Here is a 23,127-nt window from a genome sequence, read left to right on the forward strand (position 1 = left end):
TGCTTTACACACGATTAATCATTAACGGCATATTGGTCTTTCAACAGGCTTGCTACGGTTTTATCTGTTCTGAAAGTGATTTCATCCAGAGACAAATCGGCTATTTTTACCCATCGAAAAGCCTGAAGGATTTCCCCTTCAGCATCAAAATCATATATTTTGGATTTGAAAGCCAGCTTGAGCGGAGCCTTTTCTTTTACCAGGTAATAAACACTGATCACCTGACTATCGTTAAAAGACGATTTTTCGTAAAAATCGGTGGTATAGAAATGTGATAAAACATCTATTTCGGCTTGGCACTCTTCCACAAATTCTCGCTTCAGACCATCAATTAATCCCTCTCCTAACTCCAATCCTCCTCCAGGAAACTTACTAAAACGAAAACCATATTCTTCTTCATCACTGATCAAAACTTCGTGATTTGAATTGATTAAAAGGCCATAAACCCTTACGTTAAAGTAGCTCATTTTCGAAATGTTTTTTATTCTTAATTACAATTTCTGGTGTCCAGATAATTTCTCCTTTAAAAGGTTCAGACCTAACCGGACATTCACTCATATGACAATAATGGCAACAAGCAGGCAAACAAGGATCAGCATGTATAAATAATTCTGCCTTCCTGACTCCACTTTTATTAATCAGTTCATCAATCTGTGATATTTCTTTGTGCACCTTATTTAAATCAAAATAATAAGGTAAGGTAACATGACAATCGATGTGAAATTCAGGTCCGTACTGCTGTGTTCTCAAATTATGAACATCAATCCATGGCTTATGCCTGTTTTGCTGTAAAACTTCTACTACTTCTTCAACCAAAGTAAAATCACTCTCGTCCATTAGTCCACCAACCGAACCCCGTGTAAGTTTATATCCGGAATAGATGATATAGAAGCCAACCAAAATAGACAGCAAACTATCTAACCAAATAATATTTGTTAACTGTATCAATATCAAACCTACAACAATGGCAATGCTGGTATAAGTATCGGTTAGCAAATGTCTTCCATCAGCCTGTAAAGTAATGGAGTGTTCGTTTCTTCCGGTTTTAATCAGGTAAAGACCAACAACCATATTGATAATACCGGTTATACCTATAATAATTGTACCCTCCAGCAACTGATCTACTGCATGAGGATAGACTAAATTGTAGGATGATTTGAAGATAATGATGATACCTGCAATGAGAATTAACATACCCTCAACGAAGGCAGAGAAAAATTCCACTTTACCATGTCCATAGGGATGGTTTTCATCACGCGGTTGCGTACTTAGATAAATACTATAAAAAGCAAAGCCTCCGGCAATTACATTTACAATACTTTCGGCTGCATCAGTTAAAATGGCATTGGACCCTGTGATAAAATAGGCTATAAATTTAGCTAACATCAACAGCACACTCACCAATAAAGAAATTAAGATAGCCCTCTTTTTTACCGACACAATATTTTTTTTTCATCAAAAATACGCTTATCAGCTAAAATAAATGATAAAAACTATAGCTTTTTTAGTGCAGAATAATATTTGGTTTATATATTTGCGCTCAAAGTATTTAACCATGAGCACCTTATCACAAAGAATCAACAATCTTTCAGAATCTGCAACGCTTAAAATGACAAAGCTTGGCCGCGAATTAGCTGCTAAGGGAATCAATGTTATTAGTTTAAGTGTTGGCGAACCCGATTTTAATACGCCAGAGCATGTTAAAAATGCAGCAAAAAAAGCCCTAGACGAGAACTACACCCGTTATTCTCCGGTACCGGGATACCCTGATCTGCGCCAAGCCATTGTAAACAAGCTTAAGACGGAAAATAATCTGGATTATGATATTTCTCAGATTGTAGTTTCTACAGGTGCGAAACAATCACTTTCAAATGTAATTTTAACTTTGATTGATCCTGAAGATGAAGTAATTATTCCTACACCATATTGGGTTTCTTATTCAGAAATGGTTACCCTTGCTGAAGGAAAATCTGTTTTCATCAATACGGATATCGAAAGCAACTTCAAAATCACCCCTGAACAATTGGAGGCTGCTATCACACCTAAATCAAAGTTGTTTATGTTCTCTTCACCTTGTAACCCAACGGGTTCGGTGTATAACAAAGAAGAACTTGCCGCATTAGTTAAAGTTTTTGAAAAACATCCTAACATCTATATCCTTTCCGACGAGATTTATGAACACATCAACTTTGTTGATCAACATGAGTCTATTGCTCAATTTGAAAGCATTAAAGACCGCGTAATTATTGTGAATGGTTTTTCTAAAGCATTTGCCATGACAGGTTGGAGATTAGGTTACATTGCGGCAAATAAAGAAATTGCTGCAGCCAATGATAAACTTCAGGGCCAAACTACATCCGGAACTTGCTCAATTGCACAAAGAGCAGGAATCGTAGCTTATGAGCAAGGACTTGAAAGCGTGTTGGAAATGAAAAAAGCATTTACCCGCCGCAGAGAATTGGTTTACAACCTGTTAAATGATATCCCAGGAGTTAAAACCAACCTTCCTGAAGGTGCATTTTATTTCTTCCCGGAAATCAGTTCATTCTTCGGTAAAAAAGATGCAGATGGAAACGTAATTAAAAATTCTGCAGATTTAGCGCTTTATTTATTAAATGTAGGCCATGTAGCTACTGTAGGCGGTGATTCTTTCGGAAACGACAATTACATCCGTTTATCATACGCAGCATCTGACGAAAGCTTAACAGAAGCATTGAGAAGAATTAGAGAAGCCTTAGGTAAATTGGTATAACTGACAGCCTTTTAAAATAAAAAAATCCCCGTTGAATTCATTTTAGCGGGGATTTTTTCTTTAAGGAGTAAGGAACAAGAATAAAGAGCAACTGCCGCAAAAAACTTTAATCCTACCACGTTTAATGGAAAGATGTGGTTGACCTACCTTAGGTGATTAAATAATAAGAATCAAAGTCTTGATACTTGATACGCTATTCCTGATACTAAAAACCAAAAAAAAAGTTTGAATCCAAACATACTTAGGTGTCTAAGCTGCCTTAGGTGGTTAAATAATAAGAATCAAAATCTTGATACTTTATTCCTGATACCAGCAACTAGCTCCTGATCGCTTCTACCGGATCTAATCTCGATGCAGAATATGCAGGCCAGAAACCAGATATCGTTCCGATAACGACAGAAATCCAGACGCCTAAATTTATATTTGCTAAATCAAGTACCACCTTAACATCTGCTGCCTGCTCCAAAATTAATGTACCCAAGTATACCAGGACTAAACCCAGTACTCCGCCCATTAAGCATAAGGTAATGGACTCAAATATAAACTGAAGCAAAATAAAATAGTTTTTGGCTCCGAGAGATTTTTGAATACCAATAATGTTTGTCCGCTCTTTTACCGAAACAAACATAATGTTAGCGATACTAAAACCACCCACCAAAATAGAGAAGCCACCAATAACCCATCCGGCAATATTAACCATATTGAACATGGTATCTAACTGGTTGGAAATAATGGTTGTTTTATTTAAAGCAAAATCATCTTCCTCACCAGGTTTTAGTCGGTGAATTGAACGCATTAGTCCCCTCAATTCACTCTCCACCTCTTCAAGCGAAACCTGATCTGTTCCTCGCACTGTAATCTGTGGGCCATAACGATCGCTTTGAACATCCAAAACACCTTTGGCAAAGTTGATTGGAACATTCACATTTTTATCGAGTGAGGTTCCAAGCATATCTTCCCCTTCTTTCTTAAATACCCCAACAACTGTAAGTCTTCTTCCCAGAATCTGAACCTGTTTGCCTATTGGAGAATCACCGTTAAACAAGCCTTCAGCAATATCTGCTCCCATAATACAGACTGGGGAGCCATTATTACTTTCATTTTCTGTAAAATAACGTCCATCCTGTAATTCAAAATTCCAGGTTTTATTAAAATCCTGAGATGCAGCCCAAATGGAAATCCCTTCAACAGAACTACTTCTGTATTTGATTGTTCTATCGTTTGTAGAAATCTCAAACGTAATGCCCTGTGCATTTTCCATCCGTTCTCTCAGTGCTGTAAAATCACGCTGAGAAGGCTGTGGACGGTTCATGTATTTCCACCATGGATAATTATCGCTAAAGCTCCATGGCCATTTTTGAACATAAATGGTATTTGAACCCAATTTATCTACGCTGGCCTGTAATTTGTTTCTAAAAGTATCTACCGCCGAAAACACCGCGATAATGGTAAAAATACCAATGGTTATTGCCAATAACGACAACATCGTACGTAACTTATTTTGGCGCAATGCATCAAATGCAAAACGGAAACTCTCGCCTATTAGCCTAAAAATTATCATAATTGTGGTTTAGACACCATTGGTTTAAAAAGGTTACAGTTTTATGCTCAAAACTAATTAATTTTATTGCAGTATGTTAACGCTATGCCATAATTTTCCACGCTGCGCCACCAAAACATTATTTAGTTCCAAAGCGTTTGATAAAATACTAAAAAGAAAAATTAATTTCGTATTTTTGCACCTCAAAAAATTCATCAGGAATGAAATTATCACAATTCAAATTCAACTTACCCGAGTCACTTGTAGCACACAATCCATCAGAAGAACGTGATGAAGCACGTTTGATGGTTCTACACAAAGATAGCGGCAAAATTGAACATAAAATTTTCAAAGATGTTTTAGGTTACTTTGATGACCAGGACGTTATGATATTAAATAACACCAAAGTTTTCCCTGCCCGTTTATATGGCAATAAAGAAAAAACTGGTGCTACCATCGAAGTTTTCTTGTTACGTGAGTTAAACAAAGAATTACGCCTTTGGGATGTTCTTGTAGATCCTGCACGTAAAATCCGCGTAGGTAATAAGTTATATTTTGGTGATGACGATTTATTAGTTGCTGAGGTAGTTGACAATACCACCTCTCGCGGCCGTACCATTCGTTTCTTATTTGAAGGTACAGACGAAGAATTTAGAAGAAACGTAGAAATTTTAGGTGAAACACCTCTTCCTAAATACATTAAACGTAAGGCTACTGCCGAAGATAAAGAACGTTATCAAACAATTTTCGCTAAGCATGAAGGTGCTGTTGCAGCGCCAACTGCTGGCCTACACTTCAGCCGTGAGCTGATGAAGCGTTTAGAATTAAAAGGGATTAACTTTGCAGAAGTTACTTTACATGTTGGATTAGGAACTTTCAGAACGGTTGAGGTTGAAGATTTAACCAAACACAAAATGGATTCTGAACAATTCATCATCGAACAAAAAGATGCCGATATTGTAAATAAAGGTATTGCTGACAAGAGAAGAGTTTGCGCGGTTGGAACTACCTCAATGAGAGCCATTGAATCAGCAGTTTCGGCTAACAGAACTTTGAAAGCTGCAAACGACTGGACCAGTAAATTTATTTTCCCTCCTTACGATTTCAGCATTGCCAATTCAATGATCACCAATTTCCATACACCAGAATCAACATTATTAATGATGATTAGTGCCTTTGGAGGCTATGAAAACGTAATGAATGCTTACGAGGTGGCTGTTAAAGAAAAATATAAATTCTATAGCTATGGCGATGCCATGCTAATTATATAACTACATTCAAGTAGCGAGTATCAAGTATCAAGAAATCTTGGTACTTGATTCTTGATACTAACTTCTTGCTACTTGATACTAAAAATGAAAAACTACGCTATAATTGTAGCTGGCGGTTCAGGAAACCGGATGCAAACCGAAACCCCGAAACAATTTCTTTTGCTTAATAACCTTCCGGTATTAATGCATACCATTAAAGCTTTTGCCCAAAGCGAAACTCAACCTAAAATTCTACTGGTATTAAGTGCTGATCAACATCAGAACTGGCATAACCTATGTAAGGAATTTAACTTCCAGATTCCGCATGAAGTAGTTAACGGAGGTAAAGAAAGATTTTATTCTGTAAAAAATGCTTTGGATTTACTTGATGAACCTGGTGTTGTAGCCATTCATGATGCCGTTAGGCCCCTGGTTTCTAAAGAATTGATTGATGCTTGTTATGGGGCGGCTACCGAAAAAGGAAATGCCGTTGCCGCAGTTAAACCTACTGACAGCATCAGAAAAAAAAACGGAGATTATACCGAGGCTGTTAACCGGGATGACTTTTATTTAATTCAAACCCCTCAGGTGTTTGATCTTCAAAAAATAAAAAACGCCTACCTTCAACCTTTCAGCAATCTCTTTACAGATGATGCCAGTGTTGTGGAACATAGTGGGGAGATCATCAATCTCGTAGAAGGAGAAAAAAACAACATTAAGATCACCTATCCTACTGACCTTGATTTAGCAGAGATACTGATCAACAAAAAGCCCTTTAAATAAATTAAAGGGCTTTTTATTTTCTAGGCCGCTCTGCCGATCACTTTCAACAGAATAGCAATAACTGCAATTACTAATAAAACATGGATTATACCACCAACATCGCCGAAGCCGTGGAATACAAAACCAATCACCCATAGTATAACCAATACTACTGCGACTAAATACAATAAATTTCCCATAGTGTTAATTCTTTAAGTAAATATTGAATCATTAACATATGGTCAGGAAGTTTTGTTTAGAAAATGTAAAGAAACAAGATTAAAACACTCTTTTCCAAGCAGATTGGTACTAAACAAAAAAGCCTTCTGATTTCTCAGAAGGCTTTTATTAAATTATGTTTTTTAGTACTCATCCTCATTAAAGAAGAAATCTTCCTTAGTAGGATAATCCGGCCAAATTTCCTCGATGGTTTCATAAGGTTCGCCATCATCTTCCAGCGCCTGTAAGTTTTCAATAACTTCTACTGGTGCACCAGAGCGGATTCCATAATCGATTAATTCGTCTTTAGTTGCAGGCCATGGAGCGTCTTCCAAGTGCGATGCTAATTCTAATGTCCAATACATATTATCAATTCAATTAAATTCTATTTTCTTTATTGCGCAAAGTATATTAAAATTTTTGAGCAAAACAAACTTATTTTTCAACTATTACACACGTGGAATCCAAATGTTTTCTTCCACCTGATAATCCATCGTCAGTTTTCGTGCCAAAACAAACAAATAATCACTTAAACGGTTTAAATATATTGTTACACGCTCATCTACAAAGCTATTCTCTGCTAACTCTACAGATAATCGCTCTGCTCTTCTGCATACACATCGGGCAATATGGCAGTACGAGACTACACTATTTCCACCGGGTAATACAAAGTGCTTTAAAGCAGGTAGCACCTCATTCATCACATCCATTTCACTTTCTAAAAGAAGAATATCTTCCTCATGCAAATCAGGAATTTTCATTTTAGATTTTTCCGGATCAGCTGCCAGTGAGGCTCCTACCGTAAATAATCGATCTTGAATTTCTTTGAGCATTTTCTGGTGATGTGCGTCTATCTCCTGGCACATAATTAAGCCGATATAAGCATTAAGCTCATCCACCGTACCATAGGTTTCAATGCGTAAGTGATATTTTGGCACCCGCGTACCACCAATGAGCGAGGTTTGCCCCTTATCTCCTGTTTTAGTATAGATTTTCATCAGATATTGATAGGTAAATGCGAATATAGGATGCTTAAGCTTTAAATTGCCCATCCTGCACTTAAAATCTATTCTTAGTTTATTTTCTCCCAGTCGCTGCCACTTTCATTTAAAGCCTGTAATCGCGGTGAAACAGACTTAACATCGGTATTGGCGTGATCATTTTCGATTAAACCATCACGCATACGTACAATCCTGTGAGCGTGTTGAGCGATATCTTCTTCGTGCGTTACCAGAATAATAGTATTTCCCCTGCTGTGGATTTCTTCCAGTAAGCCCATAATTTCAATGGAAGTTTTGGTATCCAGGTTTCCTGTTGGCTCATCCGCAAGAATAATGGAAGGATCATTAATCAATGCTCTTGCTACGGCCACACGCTGCCTTTGTCCACCGGAAAGCTCATTGGGTTTATGCTCCATACGGTTACCTAAATTAACACTTTCTAATGCAGACTTTGCCTTTTGTTCTCTAACCTTACGGCTATATCCGGCATAAATTAATGGCAAGGCAACATTATCAAGAGAGGTTGAGCGAGGTAGCAGGTTGAAAGTTTGGAATACAAAACCAATCTCTTTATTACGAACTTCAGCTAATGCATCCTGGCTCATGTGACTTACATCTGTACCGTTTAATACATATGTACCACTGGTTGGTGTATCCAAACAGCCTAAGATATTCATTAAGGTAGATTTGCCCGAGCCGGAAGGGCCCATTAGAGCGACAAATTCTCCTTTACGGATGTCTAAAGAAACAGATTTAAGTGCATGAATAACTTCGGTGCCGATAACGTATTTACGACCAATTTCTTTGATTGTGATGATTGGTTTCTGCATGTTTTTTTCTTTTTAGACAACCGCAAGGTTGAGGATGTTACAGTGATTTTTGAAAAATACCGAATTACTTTTCGATAATTTTAGGAACCATGAAGAATTGATCGGTGTGTTTCGCTGAATTCTTAAGTCCATCGGCTGTAGATATCTCCTGTTTAACCACATCTTCACGCCAGATATTTACAGCTTCATTCATATAAACTAAAGGCTTAACTTCAGCTGTATCCAATTCATTTAACTTTTCCATGAAAGATAAAATCTTATTCATTTCTGGAATAAGTGTATCCACCTCCTGATCATCAATATGAATTCGGGCCAAATCGGCTATTTTATGAATGGTTTTTGCATCTAAATTCATATTAATACTAATTTACTTTCAATTAACTTATAAACTTTGTCCTTCAAAACATCAGCATCATCTGCTGATAAACCTGCAGTATCTATAGGTTTGTGGATGTAAATATCGCAAATCCCTGGCTTACTTCCATATTTTCTGCCATCATCCCAGCTTAATTGCCAAACATTAGCTATACTAACCGGAACCAATGGGATATTTTTATCTATGGCCAAACGAAAAGGACCATTTTTAAATTCACCAAGCCTTGGAGGATAGTGATCGTCAATCTTTCCTTCAGGGAAGATCACCAGGCTCATGCCTAATTCCAGGTTATCTCCGGCTTTTTTAAATGCCCGAAATGCTGAAATTTTACTCTCCCGGTTTACTGCGATATCTATGGTGCTAAAAAATATCTTCAATATTGGATTCTGCAGCAGTTCATCTTTACCCATAAAATGATATTTACCATGGGCCATAATACAAAAAACCATGATATCCAGATTGGATGAGTGATTGGCACAATATATATAGGTTTGGTTGCGATCTAATTTTTCCTCAAAATGATAGCTATAAAATACGCCAGACAAGAAACTGGGTAAAAAACTATTCAGTTTTCTACAATAGTTCAGGATGCCGTAAAAACATTGCTTCCTTGAAGTGAAGTAGTAAATGGGGTAAAACAGTATGAAAAAAAACAAGATCCAGAACAAAAACCAAGCCCGATGGATGTGTTTGAAGAATAAAGCCATAGCATATAGATGACCAAAAATAGAAATTTTTTTCAGTTATCAGTTTTCAGTTAACAGTTAACATGAAACTAAATCTATCATTTAAGAACTCCATACATTCTCACAATAAAATTGACAGTATAATCTAATTTATTTTTAATTTCGTGCCATTATGAAAGAAACAGTGGTGAGCGGCATTCGCTCTACAGGAAAATTACATTTAGGCAATTATTACGGGGCGGTTAAAAACTTTATCCAGATGCAGCACGATTACAACTGCTATTTCTTTATTGCCGATCTTCACTCTTTAACTACACACCCTACTCCGGCAGATTTACATGGCAACATCAAACATGTTTTAGTAGAGTACCTAGCCAGTGGGATTGATCCTGAAACCAGTACAATTTATATACAAAGTGACGTTCCGGAAATTGCAGAACTTTATCTTTATCTGAACATGAATGCATATTTGGGTGAGTTAGAACGGGCAACTTCTTTCAAAGATAAGGTGCGTGCCAATCCAGATAACGTTAACGCAGGTTTATTAACCTATCCTGTATTAATGGCAGCAGATATTTTAATTCATAAAGCCACTAAAGTACCTGTTGGAAAAGACCAGGAACAACACCTGGAAATGGCCCGAACTTTTGGCAATCGTTTTAACAGGCTCTATGAAACTGAATATTTCCCTGAACCTTATGCTTTTAGCTATACCAAAAGCCTGGTCAAAGTACCTGGGTTAGATGGAAAAGGAAAAATGGGTAAATCTGAAGGAGAGGCGAATGCAGTTTATCTATCAGACGACCCGGAAACCATCCGCAAAAAGGTAATGAGGGCAGTGAGTGATGCCGGCCCAACTGAGGAAAATCAGGCCAAACCTGAGCCGATTCAAAATCTTTTTGATTTAATGAAGGTGGTTTCCAGTGAAGATACTCACCAGCATTTCGATGATCTTTATAATAAGATGCAGATCCGTTACGGTGATTTCAAAAAACAATTGGCAGAAGATATGATCATCGCAACAGCGCCAATGCGCGAGCGCATCCAGGATATTGCTAAAAACGATTCATACTTAAGGCAGGTGGCCAGACATGGTGCACTAAAAGCTCGTGAAAGTGCACAAAAAACCATCAAAGAAGTACGTAGTTTAATCGGATTTAAAAGTTTTTAATTATTAATAGATTTGAGACAATAGATATGGGATGCCAGACAAAAGCTGATAGCGGCCAGTGTCTCCAATCTTATATCTTATACATTTCAAAACCCAAATCCCAAAAAGATGCACATAGCGATTGTAGGAAATATTGGTGCTGGTAAAACAACCCTAACCGGTTTATTAGCTAAAAATTATGGTTGGGAAGCTTTGTATGAAGCAGTAGATAACAACCCCTATTTAGAGGATTTCTACAGTGATATGAAGCGCTGGAGTTTTAACTTGCAGATTTACTTCTTAAACAGTCGTTTTCAACAAATTAACGATATAGAAAAAAATAGCCGTAATGTTATTCAAGACAGGACTATTTATGAAGATGCCCATATTTTTGCAGAAAACCTGCATGATATGGCGCTTATGACTACTCGTGATCATGATAACTACCGTGCAATATTTGATAACATCACCTCATTTATTAAACCACCCGATTTATTGGTATATCTGAGGGCTTCTGTTCCAACATTGGTTAATAATATCCAGCGCAGAGGAAGAGAGTATGAAGCTGGCATCCGTATCGATTATCTCTCTAAATTAAATGAAAAATATGAAGCCTGGATCAAGGGTTATAATTTGGGCAAGCTACTGATTTTAGATAAAGATAAATTAGACTTCACCAACAATCCTGAAGATTTAGGAACGGTTATCCAAGCCATTGAAGCAGAGATAAATGGTTTGTTTTAATAATAATAGATAAGGTATGAGTATTTTTGCTCATCCTTTATAATATTTTGCCATTTCAATTGCGATTATTATTTTGCGTGAATTCTAACCTCAAGCTATGCCCAAAATTATCGGAATAATTCCCGCTCGCTACGCCTCTACCCGTTTTCCGGGAAAACCATTGGTTGATATTGCCGGGAAAAGCATGATTCAGCGTGTTTATGAGCAAGCTAAAAAAGCAACCAGTCTTTCTAAAGTTGTTATTGCCACTGATGATGAACGAATTGCCGAAGAAGTAAAAAGATTTGGCGGAGAATTTGTTTTTACTGCATCAACACATCAAAGCGGTACGGATAGGTGTGCTGAAGTAGCAGAAAAGCTTCCTGAATTCGATATTGTAATCAATATACAAGGCGATGAGCCTTTTATTGAACCTGCGCAAATTGATCTGCTTGCCAGTTGTTTCACTGAAGAAAAAGTACAATTGGCTACTTTGATAAAACCAATTCAAAGTCAGGAAAGTGTATATAACCCCAACAGTCCTAAAGTAGTAATTGATGTAAATGGAAGAGCGATCTATTTTAGTCGCAGCCCCATCCCTTTCATCAGAAATGGTGAGCCAGGTGTATGGGCGGAGAAACATCAATTCTACAAACACATCGGGATTTACGGCTACCGTTCAGAATCGCTTAAGGCGATCACTAAATTACCTCCCTCTTCTTTGGAAATTGCAGAAAGCCTGGAGCAATTGCGTTGGATTGAAAATGGTTTTTATATTCAAACCAGGGTTACCACGCTAGAAACAGTTGCCATTGATACACCAGAAGATTTGACCAAATTAAACAAGCTGCTGGAGGCTTTAAAACTGGAATAAGTTAGTCTTCAGAACACATCTATAACAAAATAAAAAAGCTGAATAAACATTCAGCTTTTTTATTTACAAGTTCAATTCCATCTGAATATTACATCTGGTGTATGGTGTTGGTTTACCAGCTACTTTCTGAAATCCAAGTTTGTGATAGAGATTGATTGCCGGCTTTAAAACTGTATTGCTTTCAAGATATATTTTCTTTGCGCCTTTGCTTTTAGCTTTTTCAATAATAGCAGATGCTAACAGGAAGCCTATATTTTTCCCTTGTGCCTTTGGCGAAACAGCCATCTTTGCCAGTTCAAAATCGTATTCAGCATCATTCATTTTAATCATAGCGCAAACACCCATTGGCTCATCTTCATATAAGGCAACCATGATAAAACCTCCCTTATCCAAAATATATTCATTAGGATGATCAAGGGCTTTATAATCAGAGTCTTCCATTTCGAAATATGTAGAAATCCATTCTTTGTTCAATTCCCTAAAAACATCCTGATACTGCGGTTTATAATCAATGATTTTCACCAATTCGCTATTTCTTTCTTTCTTTTTTTCCATCACCCTTTTTAATAAACTTTTCTGTTCCAATAAAAATTCCCATTCTTCGATCGCTTGCCAAAGATCATTCGTAGCCTGTGCAGATAGTTCTTCAACTGCTGCGTTCACATCAATCAATTGGTCAGCTATTTTAGCGGCAATTGTTTTTCCTTTTTGTGTCAAGGCTACCAGTGTTCTTCTTCCGTCAGCCTGATCTTTCTTCTCCTCTACATAACCTTTCTCTATCATTTCGCTGATAATCTTACTTACAGAAGGGTGTGAATGTCCAATCGCCTTTGCTATAGCCGTAATGGTTTGATCCTCTCCTTCTATAAGAGAATAAAAAACAGGAAACCACTTAGGTTGCATATCGATATCATATAGTTTATAAATCGCAGCACCGTCTTCGGTTACTTTATCTGTTAGCATTCTAAGCCTGCTACCTATGGCTACCTTACCTGTTCTTCTAAAAAAATCCATACAAATACTAATTACGTAACTGATTACGCAAATATAAAAACAGATGTGTTCAAAACAAAATTATATGAGATAAAATCTTTGAAATAAAATTTCCTTATTTTGTGGGTAATGAAAATGCCTATGAAACACCTATCCATTTTTGCCCTTGTTGTATTGTCTATCTTCAGTGCTTGTACCCCATCAGGTAAGGAAAAAGATAATGCGATTGAATTCAAAAACGTAAATCAATCTAATGTAAAATCTTTTTCAAGTTTAAAAACCCTTGATACATTTAAAATAGAACTTAATGGCAGAAAGCCAGAAGAAATGGTGCTCAATTTCAGCATCAAAAATGCAGCTGGAGAGCAGATATATAACGCAAAAATAAAAGGCACAGAATTGTTGGGAAGTACTGATCCGAATATAGATTTGAGTAAGGAGAAAGATCAGATTATCTTTTTAAAAACAATAGCTGATGACTTTTTCAGCGAAGAAAACTTTCTGGAGCCTGCCGTGATGCCGGATGACAAGGCGGACAACTATACTCCGGATAAAATCTTATACGAAGAATTAAAAAAATCTGGCTTGAATGGCTTTAAATATCGCTTAGGTAAGGAAAACAATATTTACATCGCCTGGAGTGAAAAAGAACACAAGGTGAAGGTTTATTACAATTGTTGTTAGCGGGCTACATGGCTAATTGCTCAACTGTTTAATTGCTGACGTAAATTGAAAATTGCGAACTGTTATCTAAAAACAGGGTTATTATTGACTTAAAAGAAACTTGGTTATTGATCAATTAATGAGCGGATGTTTGGGCATGCGATGTATTCAGTTGAAAAACACAGGATTATCACATTTAAAATATCTCAACTTTATCACTTCAAAAAGCGAGGAATTTTCTTACCTTTGTATCCCGTACAAAAAGCATCAAAATACATTTGTTGCACAAAAAATAATCCATGACTAAGTATATTTTTGTTACGGGCGGTGTTACTTCCTCTTTAGGTAAGGGCATCATCTCCGCTTCTTTAGCTAAGCTTTTACAGGCACGGGGCTACCGTGTAACCATCCAGAAATTTGATCCATATATCAATATCGATCCGGGAACTTTAAATCCTTATGAACATGGGGAATGCTTTGTTACCGAAGATGGTGCGGAAACGGATTTAGATCTTGGCCACTATGAGCGTTTCTTAAATGTTCCAACCTCCCAAGCTAACAACATCACCACTGGTCGTATTTACCAAAATGTAATTAATAAAGAACGTAAAGGTGAATATTTGGGAAAAACCGTACAGGTAGTGCCTCACATTACTGATGAAATTAAACGCAACATGCGCATTTTGGGTGATAGCGGCGAATATGATATCGTGATTACTGAATTAGGCGGTACTGTAGGCGATATTGAATCTTTACCGTTTATTGAAGCTGTACGTCAGTTTAAATGGGAAGAAGGAAACAGTAATGCGATAGTAATCCACTTAACTTTAATTCCTTTCCTGGCTGCTGCCGGTGAGTTAAAGACCAAACCAACACAACACTCTGTTAAGGCATTATTAGAATATGGCATCCAACCCGATATACTGGTTTGCCGTACCGAACACCACATTACTGCAGATATCAGAAAAAAAATTGCTTTATTCTGTAACGTTAACATCAATGCAGTAATCGAATCAATGGATGCATCAACCATTTATGATGTTCCTTTATTGATGTTAAAAGAACAATTAGACAAAACCGTTTTATCAAAATTAAAACTTCCTACTAAGAACGACCCTGATATGGAAAGCTGGAAAGATTTCCTTGGTCGTTTGAAAAACCCTACAGCCGAAGTAAAAATTGGTTTAATTGGTAAATATGTAGAGCTACCAGATGCTTACAAATCTATTATTGAATCTTTTGTACATGCAGGTTCAAAAAATGAGTGTAAAGTTCGTGTAGAGTATATCCATTCTGAAGGAATTTTCCCGGATAACGTTAAAGAGAAATTAGGTCATCTGCAAGGTGTTTTAGTTGCTCCGGGCTTTGGCAGCCGTGGTATTGAAGGAAAAATTGACACCATTAAATATGTTCGTGAGAACAATATTCCTTTCTTCGGAATCTGCCTGGGCATGCAGTGTGCAGTTGTAGAATTTGGAAGAAATGTTTTAGGATTAAAAGATGCTCATACCACTGAGATTGAGCCGGCAACTAAAAATCCGGTAATCAACATGATGGAAGAGCAAAAAAACATTGTGAACATGGGTGGCACAATGCGTTTAGGATCTTACCCTTGTGACATTAAAAAAGGAACTAAAGCTTTTGCAATTTATGGAAAGCAACATATCAATGAGCGTCACCGCCATCGTTATGAGTTCAATAACGAATACCTGAAACAATATGAAGAAGCTGGAATGATTGCTTCTGGTATTAACCCACAAACTAATTTGGTGGAGATTGTAGAACTTAAAAACCATCCTTTCTTTGTTGGCGGACAATTTCACCCAGAATTAAAATCAACAGTTGCGAATCCTCACCCACTTTTTGTTAAATTTGTGGCCGCTGCGATGGACTTTGCAAAAAAGAAAACGAATTAAACGCAGTTTAGATACTTATAATGGATAGAAATACCTTCACAGGATTATTCCTGATTATGATCATTTTGGCAGGATCATTCTACTTTTTTAAGCCCAGCGAGGCTGAAATAAAAAAGGCCAAAGAAAGAGATAGCATAGAAAATCTTAAGAAAACAGGCGCTACCCCAGCAGTAAAAAATACAATTACAAATACTGCAGCTGTTAGTCCGGCATTAGATTCGGCAGCTTTAAAAGGTCCTTTTGGAACTGCACTGACAGGAACTGAATCGAAAACAGTATTAGAAAACGAAAATTTGTTGATCAGCCTTAGTAATAAAGGCGGTAGAATTTCATCAGTTGAGGTTAAAGGCCAAAAAACTTTTGCGGGTAAACCCTTAATTCTATTCGATGGTGCGGAAAACAAATTTGGTTTAAGTTTAAATGCTGCAGGTAAAGTAATCAATACCAACGATTTATTCTTTACACCTACCAAAACAGCCAATACAGTGAGTATGCGTGCTACTTATGGTCCTAACGCCTATGTAGAATATGTTTACAATTTGAAAGGCTTAAGCAACAAAGTAGATTTCAAAATTAACTTAGTAGGCTTGCAACAAGTTATTGCGGGCAATAACATTGGCCTAAACTGGCAAACTACTTTATTACAACAAGAAAAATCTCTTGAAAGTGAGCATCGCTATTCAGCGCCATATTACAAATATGTTGATGGTGATGTAGATCATTTAAGCGTTGCCAAAGATGAAAAAGAAGATCTAACCAAAGGAAAAATCCAGTGGTTCTCTTTCAAACAACACTTTTTCTCTGCATCATTAATTGCTAAACAAGGTTTTGAAAAAGGAAGTTTAGAAGTTAAAATCCCTACAGCACCTGGCCAGGTTAAGTTTTATGATGCCAATATGCAATTGCCATATGCGCACACAGCTAACCAAAGCTATGACATGGAGTTCTATTTCGGAACCAATAAGTTCTCCGCTTTAAAAGATCAAGGCTACGAATTAGAGAAACAAGTAGACTTAGGTTACTGGCCGCTAAAGTACATTAACCGTTTTATCGTGTTACCGGTATTTAATTTCTTAAATAACTTTGGTTGGAATTTCGGTTTAATTATCCTGGTTTTAACCATTTTATTAAAAGTTGCTTTATCGCCACTTACTTATAAGTCATACCTTTCAATGGCTAAAATGAGAGTTTTAAAACCTGAAATGGATGAAATTAAAGCAAAAGTGGGTGAAGATAATCCAACTTTGGTTCAACAGGAATATTTGAAACTCTACAAAAAAGCTGGAGTGAACCCACTTGGGGGATGTTTACCGATGGTACTTCAATTGCCTTTGGTGATGGCTTTCTTCTTCTTCTTCCCTAACTTATTCGAACTAAGGGGAGAAAGTTTCTTGTGGATGAAAGATTTATCTACTTACGATGAGTTTATCAAATTTGGCGTTAAGATTCCTTTCATTGGTGATCACTTAAGCTTGATGTGCGTTTTGATGACGATCTCTACGTTAATCATGACTTATTTCAATAATCAAACTTCAGGTGCTACAGGTCAAATGAAATATATCGGCTACATTATGCCAATCATCTTCCTGGGGGTATTAAATAGTTATCCGGCTGGATTAAACTACTACTACTTTTTAGCCAACTTAATGACCTTTGGTCAGCAGTTTATTATCAGAAAAATGGTTGATGACAATAAAATTCACGCCATGATTCAGGAAAATAAAGCTAAACCTGAAGAGAAAAAGAAAAAATCAAAGTTTCAGCAGCGTTTAGACGATTATATGCGTCAACAGCAACAAGCGCAACAACAAGCTAAAAAATAATCAGAAAGCCCCGGATGTTTTGAAACATCCGGGGCTTTTAAGTTATAAGCTGTTTGTTATGGGTTGCGTATACTTGTCCTGACTTCCTTCCGGAAAGCTTAGGATTTACATATCGAATTCATAAGTTACCCTCCTTCGTAGGGCAAAATTCTCACCGATAGCAGCTAGCAGAGTTTTATGCTCCAGCCCTTTTAAATTGGGTCAGATGCTTCTTTCTATTGTAATATTTGGCATACAAGTTTCTTAATCAGCTAAAAATTTCCAATTTTAGATGATTAATACCTCAACCAACAAATTAATCATTCATAAAAATGCACAAGAGACTAACTATCATTCTATTTTTCATCGTTAGCTTTACCTACGCACAAAAGAAACCTTTGGATCATACTGTATATGATACCTGGGAATCTGTAGGAACCAAACAATTATCAAATAATGGGCAGTGGGCCATGTATGGTGTTTTACAACAAGAAGGTGATGCCCAACTGAACCTCTTAAATTTAAAAACCAACGCAAAAATAAATGTTCCCAGAGGTATAAACCCTCAATTTAGCAACGATTCTAAATTTGCAGCTTTTAACATCCGTCCCTTAAATAAAGATATCCGTCAGGCTAAGATTAAAAAGAAAAAAGCTGATGATATGCCTAAAGATTCGTTGGGCATTGCCAATTTAACAACAGCTATGCTTACTAAAGTGGCCAGGGTAAAATCTTATAAATTCCCTGAAGAAGGTTCGGGCGTACTGGCTTATTTAATGGATAAACCAGATACGGCAAAAAATGTAGCGAAACCAGTTGGGAAAAAAGATTCGGATGAAGATTTTGCCGATGATGAGCCTGCAGGAAAGGGCAAATCCGAAGAAGGAACCGATCTTATTGTTAAAAACCTGCTAACTGGTGTAGACAAAACCTATAAATATGTAACCGAATACGCCTTTAGCAAAGACGGAAAACAGTTAGCTTTCGCTTGTAGCGGATCTAAAAAAGATAAAACAGCTCCTCAAGGGGTATTCTTATTAAATACTGAAAAAGGAACTTTAAAAACATTAATCAAAGGGAAAGGTAATTTTAAAAACTTTGCTTTTGATGAAGAAAATGAACATTTGGCTTTTGTTGGGGAGCAAAGTCCGGAAAAACAGGAAGTAAAAAACTGGAATGTTTATTATACTTCTCCTACCATTGATACTGCTCAAATCATAGTTGACTTTGATATGCCCGGATTACCTGCTAAATGGTCGGTAAGTGGTGATGGTAAGGTTACTTTTAGCAAAGATGGCAAAAAGTTATTCTTTGGGATTGCCCCGGTAAAGAAACCAAAGGATACGACCATTGTTGATTTTGAAGTTGCGAAAGTAGACATCTGGAATTATAAAGATGATTATTTACAACCTATGCAATTGAAAAATGCTGAACGCGATAGCAAAAAGAGTTATTTATCGGTTATTGATGTGTATAGCAGTGACCCCAAAGTAATTCCATTAACCGATATCAAATTACCGGATGCAAATTTGATATCGGAAGGTGATGCAAATTTTGTATTGGCTTCTACGGATTTTGGTCGCAGAATTGAATCTCAATGGAGCGGTGCAACGGCTAAAGATTATTACCTGGTTGATACAAAAAACGGCCAGCGCAAGAAAATTATTGAAAACCTGACCGGTTTTGCAGCAGCTTCACCTGGCAGTAATTATGTGCTTTACTTCGATAAAAAAGCTGGCAATTGGTATACGTATGCCATTGCAACAGGCAAAGTGACTAACCTGACTGAAGGTTTAAAAGTAAAATTTGCAGATGAAGATAATGATGTTCCTGATTTCGCTAATCCATATGGAGCTGCAACCTGGACTGAAGAAGACAAAGCCGTATTGATTTACGATCGATATGATATCTGGTCTATTTCTCCTGATGGAAAATCGCAGCCTAAAAACATTACCAATGGTTTTGGAAGAGAGAACAAAATCACTTTCCGTTATGAAAGAGTGATACCTGAAAACCGCCTGGAGCGCAATGTAGATACTAAGTTTGTAAAAGCAAACGAACTGGTTTGGCTGGATGGTTTTAACAACGAAACTAAGGAAAGTGGTTTCTATCGCAAAAACGTAGGCAGCGTTAAGGCTCCGGATTTAGTGGTAATGGCTAAAGCTAAATATTCAGATTTATTAAAAGCAAAAGACGCTGACGTTTACATTTACGATAAAGCAAGTTATGTAGCATCTCCAAACGTTTATGTAACTACTGATTTCAAAACGGAAACGAAACTAACAAATACCAATCCGCAACAGCAAAACTATAACTGGGGAACTGCTGAACTGGTTAAATGGACAACCCCTAAAGGATATTCTTCTCAAGGTATCTTATATAAACCAGAGAACTTCGATCCAGGTAAAAAATACCCAATGATTGTTTATTTCTATGAAAAACTTTCTGACGGCTTATACGCTTATAACCCACCTGCTCCTACTCCATCTCGCCTAAATATTTCATTCTTCGTAAGTAACGGATATTTGGTTTTTGCACCAGACATCAGTTATGAAACTGGCCATCCTGGTCAGTCGGCAGTTGAATACATTAACTCGGGGGTAGAAAATTTAAAGAAAAACAGCTGGGTTGATGGAACAAAAATTGGTTTGCAGGGACAAAGCTGGGGAGGTTACCAGGTTGCTTATTTAATAACTGAAAACAATATGTATGCTGCTGCGTGGGCCGGTGCTCCTGTTGCCAACATGACTTCCGCTTATGGAGGTATTCGTTGGGAAACTGGTATGAACCGTCAGTTTCAATATGAAAAAACACAAAGTCGTATTGGTGCAACCCTTTGGGAAAAGCCTGAGTTATATATCCAAAATTCGCCATTATTTAAATTCCCTAAAGTGAATACACCAGTAGTGGTTATGGCTAACGATGCCGATGGAGCAGTTCCATGGTACCAGGGAATTGAAATGTTTACAGGCTTACGCCGCTTGGGAAAACCGGTTTGGATGTTAAACTACAACGGAGAAGCACATAACCTGGTTCAACGCCAAAATAAAAAAGACATCCAGATTCGTGAACAGCAGTTCTTTGATCATTACTTAAAAGGTGCTAAAGCACCATTATGGATGACATCTGGTGTTCCAGCGACGGAAAAAGGTAAAACATGGGGTTTTGAATTAACAGATGATAAACCTTAATTATAGTCTTCAGTCATGAGTATACAATCTTGATTCGAGATTCAGAAGATAATTTAAAAAAGTCCATAGTTAATAGTTTTAAATACTATCTGCTATGGACTTTTCGAGTAAAAAGGGTATTTTACACCGTTAAAATTTCAAACTAAACAAACCTAATGGCATTAAGCAGAATTTGGTCGGCATTTATCATTGTGGCAATAGTTGTTGCCAGTATCAAGTGCTTTTTTTTCGGTCAGAGCGATATTTTTAGTTGGATGGTAATCGGAAAAGCCGATGATGCTGCCAATCCTTTAAAATTAGATGGTATTATTCAAACCTGCTGGGTTTCTGTAGAGCTTTGTTTAAAATTGATTGGAATTCTGGCTTTATTCATGGGATTAATGAGTATTGCAGAGAAAGCCGGAGGAATCCGTTTATTATCAAGAATTGTTGGTCCATTCTTTTCTAAGCTTTTCCCTGATATTCCAAAAGGGCATCCATCGATGGGGCACATGATCATGAATTTTTCGGCCAATTTATTAGGTTTAGATAATGCTGCTACACCATTCGGCCTAAAAGCAATGGAAAGCCTGCAGGAACTAAATCCGAATAAGGATACAGCCTCAAATGCACAAATTATGTTTTTGTGCTTACACGCTGCAGGATTAAGTTTAATTCCGGTGAGTGTAATCGCTATCCGTGCTTCTCAGAATGCTTCTAACCCAACTGATATCTTCATACCTTGTTTAATTGTAACCTTTGTCGGAACAATGGCAGCCATGTTAATCGTTTCCTTTAAGCAAAAAATTAACCTGCTACAACCTGTTGTGATCGGCTGGATTTTCGGTTTATCCTTAATTATTGCTACCCTGGTTTTATACATCAGATCTCTGGATGCAACAGGCATTCAGTCTTTTTCGGGAATCCTCAGCAATGGGCTAATTCTATTCATTTTTCTGGTGATTGTTCTGGGGGCATTATATAAAAAAATTGATGTTTTTGATGCATTTATTGACGGTGCTAAAAACGGGTTCAATACGGCAATTAACATTATTCCCTATCTGGTGGGTATGTTGGTTGCCATTAGCTTACTTAGAACAAGCGGTACTTTTGATGTGGTGATAAATGGAATTAAAAGTATTTTCGTTTACCTGGGTACCGATACAAGATTTGTTGAAGGATTACCTACTGCTTTAATCAGACCATTAAGTGGTGGTGCTGCCAGAGGAATGATGGTAAGTACAATGGAAACGTATGGAGCCGATTCATTTGCAAGCAGATTATCCGGCGTATTTCAGGGCGCTTCAGATACTACTTTCTATGTCGTTGCGGTATATTTTGGATCGGTACAAATTAAAAATACCCGGTATGCCATTGGCGCTATGCTATTGGCAGATTTAGTAGGTGTTTGTACAGCAATAGGAATTTGCTATTTGTTTTTCGGATAGCCTTTATTTTAGTCTGGAGTATTTAGTCTGGAGTATTTAGTCTGGAGTCGTAAGTCATGAGTCAACTGACTTAAGAGAAGTTGGTCACAATGATTTTTTCGACATCAGTTCTCTATACTAAATACTTTCTACTTGATACTAAGTACTTGATACTTTCTACTTGTTCTAAAGACGCTTTCTCTCTACGCGGGCAATGAAATCCGACTAATGATCTCGTCAAGTGCATCAGGATCAATGGCGGCATTTTTAGAAGCACGCCATTTGGAAGATTTGTTATCCATCCAGATGCAAAAAGAGTGGTAACCGTCTAACACAACGGCATAAGTCTCGTGAAAATCATCTTGAATACGCATGCAAAACCCTTTAAACATTTTGCCTCTAACAATAAATTGCAGTGTGGAATAGTTTTCTAACATGGCTCATTATATTTTTGGTTAAATTACAACAAATCTTTAACGAGAATGTTTGGTTAGTTTTAAGGAATAGCTAAAAAATCTTTAAGCTTTCAAAATTAGCTTAACCTATGTTTAACATGTTCGAATAGCCTTTAGCTATTAAACGTTTTTTTGAAGGTAAAAATATCTCGCACTGTAAATTTAATATGGTTTTTCCCCTTTTAACAATTGCAGTTTCGGCTACGATTTCATCACCCTCCGCAGCAGGTGCAAAATAGTCGATATAATTATTTACCGTAGTATAGCGATCGTTCAATCCCATGGTATAAACTGTAGCACCAATCAGGTCATCAATAATTCCGGCAGTTACGCCTCCATGTAAAATCTGATAAGGGTTGGTCATTTCTTTTCTCACCGTGTATTGGCATACCAGAACACCGCTCTCAGCCTTTATTAATACAGGTGCCAACCAGTTCATATAATTAGAGGGCGATGAAGTAATCACTTTCCCCAGTGATTGTCTTAAAAAATTTAATCTTTGCTCGCTTAATGATTGCTCCATATGGGTATCAGTGAT

General features: G+C 37.1%; 23 protein-coding genes. 11 read left to right on the forward strand and 12 right to left on the reverse strand.

The features are described 5' to 3' along the window. Positions 1-14: 14 nt before the first annotated feature. Positions 15-467 (reverse strand): NUDIX domain-containing protein, encoded by a 453-nt coding sequence (locus tag ACQY77_RS03180; RefSeq protein ID WP_421939434.1) that lies wholly within the window; start codon positions 465-467, stop codon positions 15-17. Then, positions 454-1,440 carry a cation diffusion facilitator family transporter gene (locus ACQY77_RS03185; protein WP_421939433.1) on the reverse strand — a complete coding sequence of 329 codons (987 nt, stop codon included), beginning with the start codon at positions 1,438-1,440 and terminating at the stop codon, positions 454-456. The genes ACQY77_RS03180 and ACQY77_RS03185 overlap by 14 nt, the downstream gene beginning before the upstream one ends. A gap of 115 nt (positions 1,441-1,555) precedes the next feature. On the opposite strand from ACQY77_RS03185, the gene ACQY77_RS03190 reads away from it, so the two are divergent. Next, entirely contained in the window at positions 1,556-2,752 is a 1,197-nt protein-coding gene (locus tag ACQY77_RS03190; RefSeq protein WP_421939432.1) for a pyridoxal phosphate-dependent aminotransferase, read from the forward strand. Between the two features lie 316 nt (positions 2,753-3,068). Here the strand turns inward: ACQY77_RS03190 and ACQY77_RS03195 are convergent, their stop codons facing one another. Further along, complete coding sequence (locus tag ACQY77_RS03195; protein WP_421939431.1) at positions 3,069-4,313, reverse strand: ABC transporter permease; 1,245 nt, start codon at positions 4,311-4,313, stop codon at positions 3,069-3,071. A gap of 200 nt (positions 4,314-4,513) precedes the next feature. Here ACQY77_RS03195 and queA point away from each other — a divergent pair, with 200 nt between their 5' ends. Next, positions 4,514-5,563 (forward strand): tRNA preQ1(34) S-adenosylmethionine ribosyltransferase-isomerase QueA, encoded by a 1,050-nt coding sequence (queA, locus tag ACQY77_RS03200; protein WP_421939430.1) that lies wholly within the window; start codon positions 4,514-4,516, stop codon positions 5,561-5,563. Between the two features lie 84 nt (positions 5,564-5,647). Beyond that, the gene (locus tag ACQY77_RS03205; protein ID WP_421939429.1) at positions 5,648-6,325 is read left to right on the forward strand and encodes a 2-C-methyl-D-erythritol 4-phosphate cytidylyltransferase; all 678 of its coding nucleotides are present in this window, start codon (positions 5,648-5,650) and stop codon (positions 6,323-6,325) included. Between the two features lie 20 nt (positions 6,326-6,345). Here ACQY77_RS03205 and ACQY77_RS03210 read toward each other — a convergent pair whose 3' ends face one another. From ACQY77_RS03210 to ACQY77_RS03235, 6 genes are all read right to left on the reverse strand, one after another. After that, positions 6,346-6,504 (reverse strand): lmo0937 family membrane protein, encoded by a 159-nt coding sequence (locus ACQY77_RS03210; protein ID WP_109924584.1) that lies wholly within the window; start codon positions 6,502-6,504, stop codon positions 6,346-6,348. A 162-nt stretch (positions 6,505-6,666) separates the two neighbouring features. Beyond that, the gene (locus ACQY77_RS03215; RefSeq protein WP_010603503.1) at positions 6,667-6,888 is read right to left on the reverse strand and encodes a DUF2795 domain-containing protein; all 222 of its coding nucleotides are present in this window, start codon (positions 6,886-6,888) and stop codon (positions 6,667-6,669) included. Positions 6,889-6,972: 84 nt separating this feature from the next. Continuing rightward, on the reverse strand, positions 6,973-7,521 hold the full coding sequence (locus ACQY77_RS03220; RefSeq protein WP_421939428.1) for a cob(I)yrinic acid a,c-diamide adenosyltransferase: 549 nt from the start codon (positions 7,519-7,521) through the stop codon (positions 6,973-6,975). 74 nt (positions 7,522-7,595) lie between these two features. Then, a complete protein-coding gene (locus ACQY77_RS03225) occupies positions 7,596-8,354 on the reverse strand; it encodes an ABC transporter ATP-binding protein (RefSeq protein WP_421939427.1) in 759 nt (252 codons plus the stop codon). Between the two features lie 64 nt (positions 8,355-8,418). Next, the gene (gene gatC / locus ACQY77_RS03230) at positions 8,419-8,709 is read right to left on the reverse strand and encodes an Asp-tRNA(Asn)/Glu-tRNA(Gln) amidotransferase subunit GatC (protein WP_421939426.1); all 291 of its coding nucleotides are present in this window, start codon (positions 8,707-8,709) and stop codon (positions 8,419-8,421) included. Continuing rightward, the gene (locus ACQY77_RS03235; RefSeq protein WP_428430119.1) at positions 8,706-9,437 is read right to left on the reverse strand and encodes a lysophospholipid acyltransferase family protein; all 732 of its coding nucleotides are present in this window, start codon (positions 9,435-9,437) and stop codon (positions 8,706-8,708) included. The genes gatC and ACQY77_RS03235 overlap by 4 nt, the downstream gene beginning before the upstream one ends. A 151-nt stretch (positions 9,438-9,588) precedes the next feature. Between ACQY77_RS03235 and trpS the strand changes: the two genes are divergently transcribed. From trpS to kdsB, 3 genes are all read left to right on the forward strand, one after another. After that, positions 9,589-10,587, forward strand: coding sequence for a tryptophan--tRNA ligase (gene trpS / locus ACQY77_RS03240; RefSeq protein WP_421939424.1), 999 nt, complete (start codon positions 9,589-9,591; stop codon positions 10,585-10,587). Positions 10,588-10,695: 108 nt separating this feature from the next. Then, a complete protein-coding gene (locus tag ACQY77_RS03245) occupies positions 10,696-11,310 on the forward strand; it encodes a deoxynucleoside kinase (RefSeq protein WP_421939423.1) in 615 nt (204 codons plus the stop codon). A 97-nt stretch (positions 11,311-11,407) separates the two neighbouring features. Beyond that, the gene (kdsB, locus tag ACQY77_RS03250) at positions 11,408-12,163 is read left to right on the forward strand and encodes a 3-deoxy-manno-octulosonate cytidylyltransferase (protein ID WP_421939422.1); all 756 of its coding nucleotides are present in this window, start codon (positions 11,408-11,410) and stop codon (positions 12,161-12,163) included. 63 nt (positions 12,164-12,226) lie between these two features. Here kdsB and ACQY77_RS03255 read toward each other — a convergent pair whose 3' ends face one another. After that, positions 12,227-13,177, reverse strand: coding sequence for a bifunctional helix-turn-helix transcriptional regulator/GNAT family N-acetyltransferase (locus ACQY77_RS03255; protein ID WP_421939421.1), 951 nt, complete (start codon positions 13,175-13,177; stop codon positions 12,227-12,229). Between the two features lie 120 nt (positions 13,178-13,297). Here ACQY77_RS03255 and ACQY77_RS03260 point away from each other — a divergent pair, with 120 nt between their 5' ends. The 5 genes from ACQY77_RS03260 (at position 13,298) to ACQY77_RS03280 (ending at position 22,155) form a co-directional block, all read left to right on the forward strand. After that, positions 13,298-13,840 carry a hypothetical protein gene (locus ACQY77_RS03260; RefSeq protein ID WP_421939420.1) on the forward strand — a complete coding sequence of 181 codons (543 nt, stop codon included), beginning with the start codon at positions 13,298-13,300 and terminating at the stop codon, positions 13,838-13,840. 278 nt (positions 13,841-14,118) lie between these two features. Next, a complete protein-coding gene (locus ACQY77_RS03265) occupies positions 14,119-15,735 on the forward strand; it encodes a CTP synthase (protein ID WP_421939419.1) in 1,617 nt (538 codons plus the stop codon). Between the two features lie 20 nt (positions 15,736-15,755). Continuing rightward, positions 15,756-17,558: a membrane protein insertase YidC gene (gene yidC / locus ACQY77_RS03270; protein ID WP_421939418.1), complete on the forward strand. Its 1,803-nt coding sequence runs from the start codon at positions 15,756-15,758 to the stop codon at positions 17,556-17,558. Positions 17,559-17,869: 311 nt separating this feature from the next. After that, entirely contained in the window at positions 17,870-20,728 is a 2,859-nt protein-coding gene (locus tag ACQY77_RS03275; protein ID WP_421939417.1) for a prolyl oligopeptidase family serine peptidase, read from the forward strand. A gap of 155 nt (positions 20,729-20,883) precedes the next feature. Continuing rightward, positions 20,884-22,155 (forward strand): nucleoside recognition domain-containing protein, encoded by a 1,272-nt coding sequence (locus tag ACQY77_RS03280; protein WP_421939416.1) that lies wholly within the window; start codon positions 20,884-20,886, stop codon positions 22,153-22,155. Positions 22,156-22,337: 182 nt separating this feature from the next. On the opposite strand, the gene ACQY77_RS03285 is transcribed toward ACQY77_RS03280, so the two are convergent. Both ACQY77_RS03285 and ACQY77_RS03290 read right to left on the reverse strand, forming a co-directional pair. After that, positions 22,338-22,508 carry a hypothetical protein gene (locus ACQY77_RS03285; protein WP_421939415.1) on the reverse strand — a complete coding sequence of 57 codons (171 nt, stop codon included), beginning with the start codon at positions 22,506-22,508 and terminating at the stop codon, positions 22,338-22,340. A 163-nt stretch (positions 22,509-22,671) separates the two neighbouring features. Next, entirely contained in the window at positions 22,672-23,112 is a 441-nt protein-coding gene (locus ACQY77_RS03290; protein WP_421939414.1) for a PaaI family thioesterase, read from the reverse strand. Positions 23,113-23,127: the final 15 nt, after the last annotated feature.

The organism is Pedobacter sp. (genome assembly GCF_965279535.1).
Taxonomy (GTDB): Bacteria; Bacteroidota; Bacteroidia; order Sphingobacteriales; family Sphingobacteriaceae; genus Pedobacter.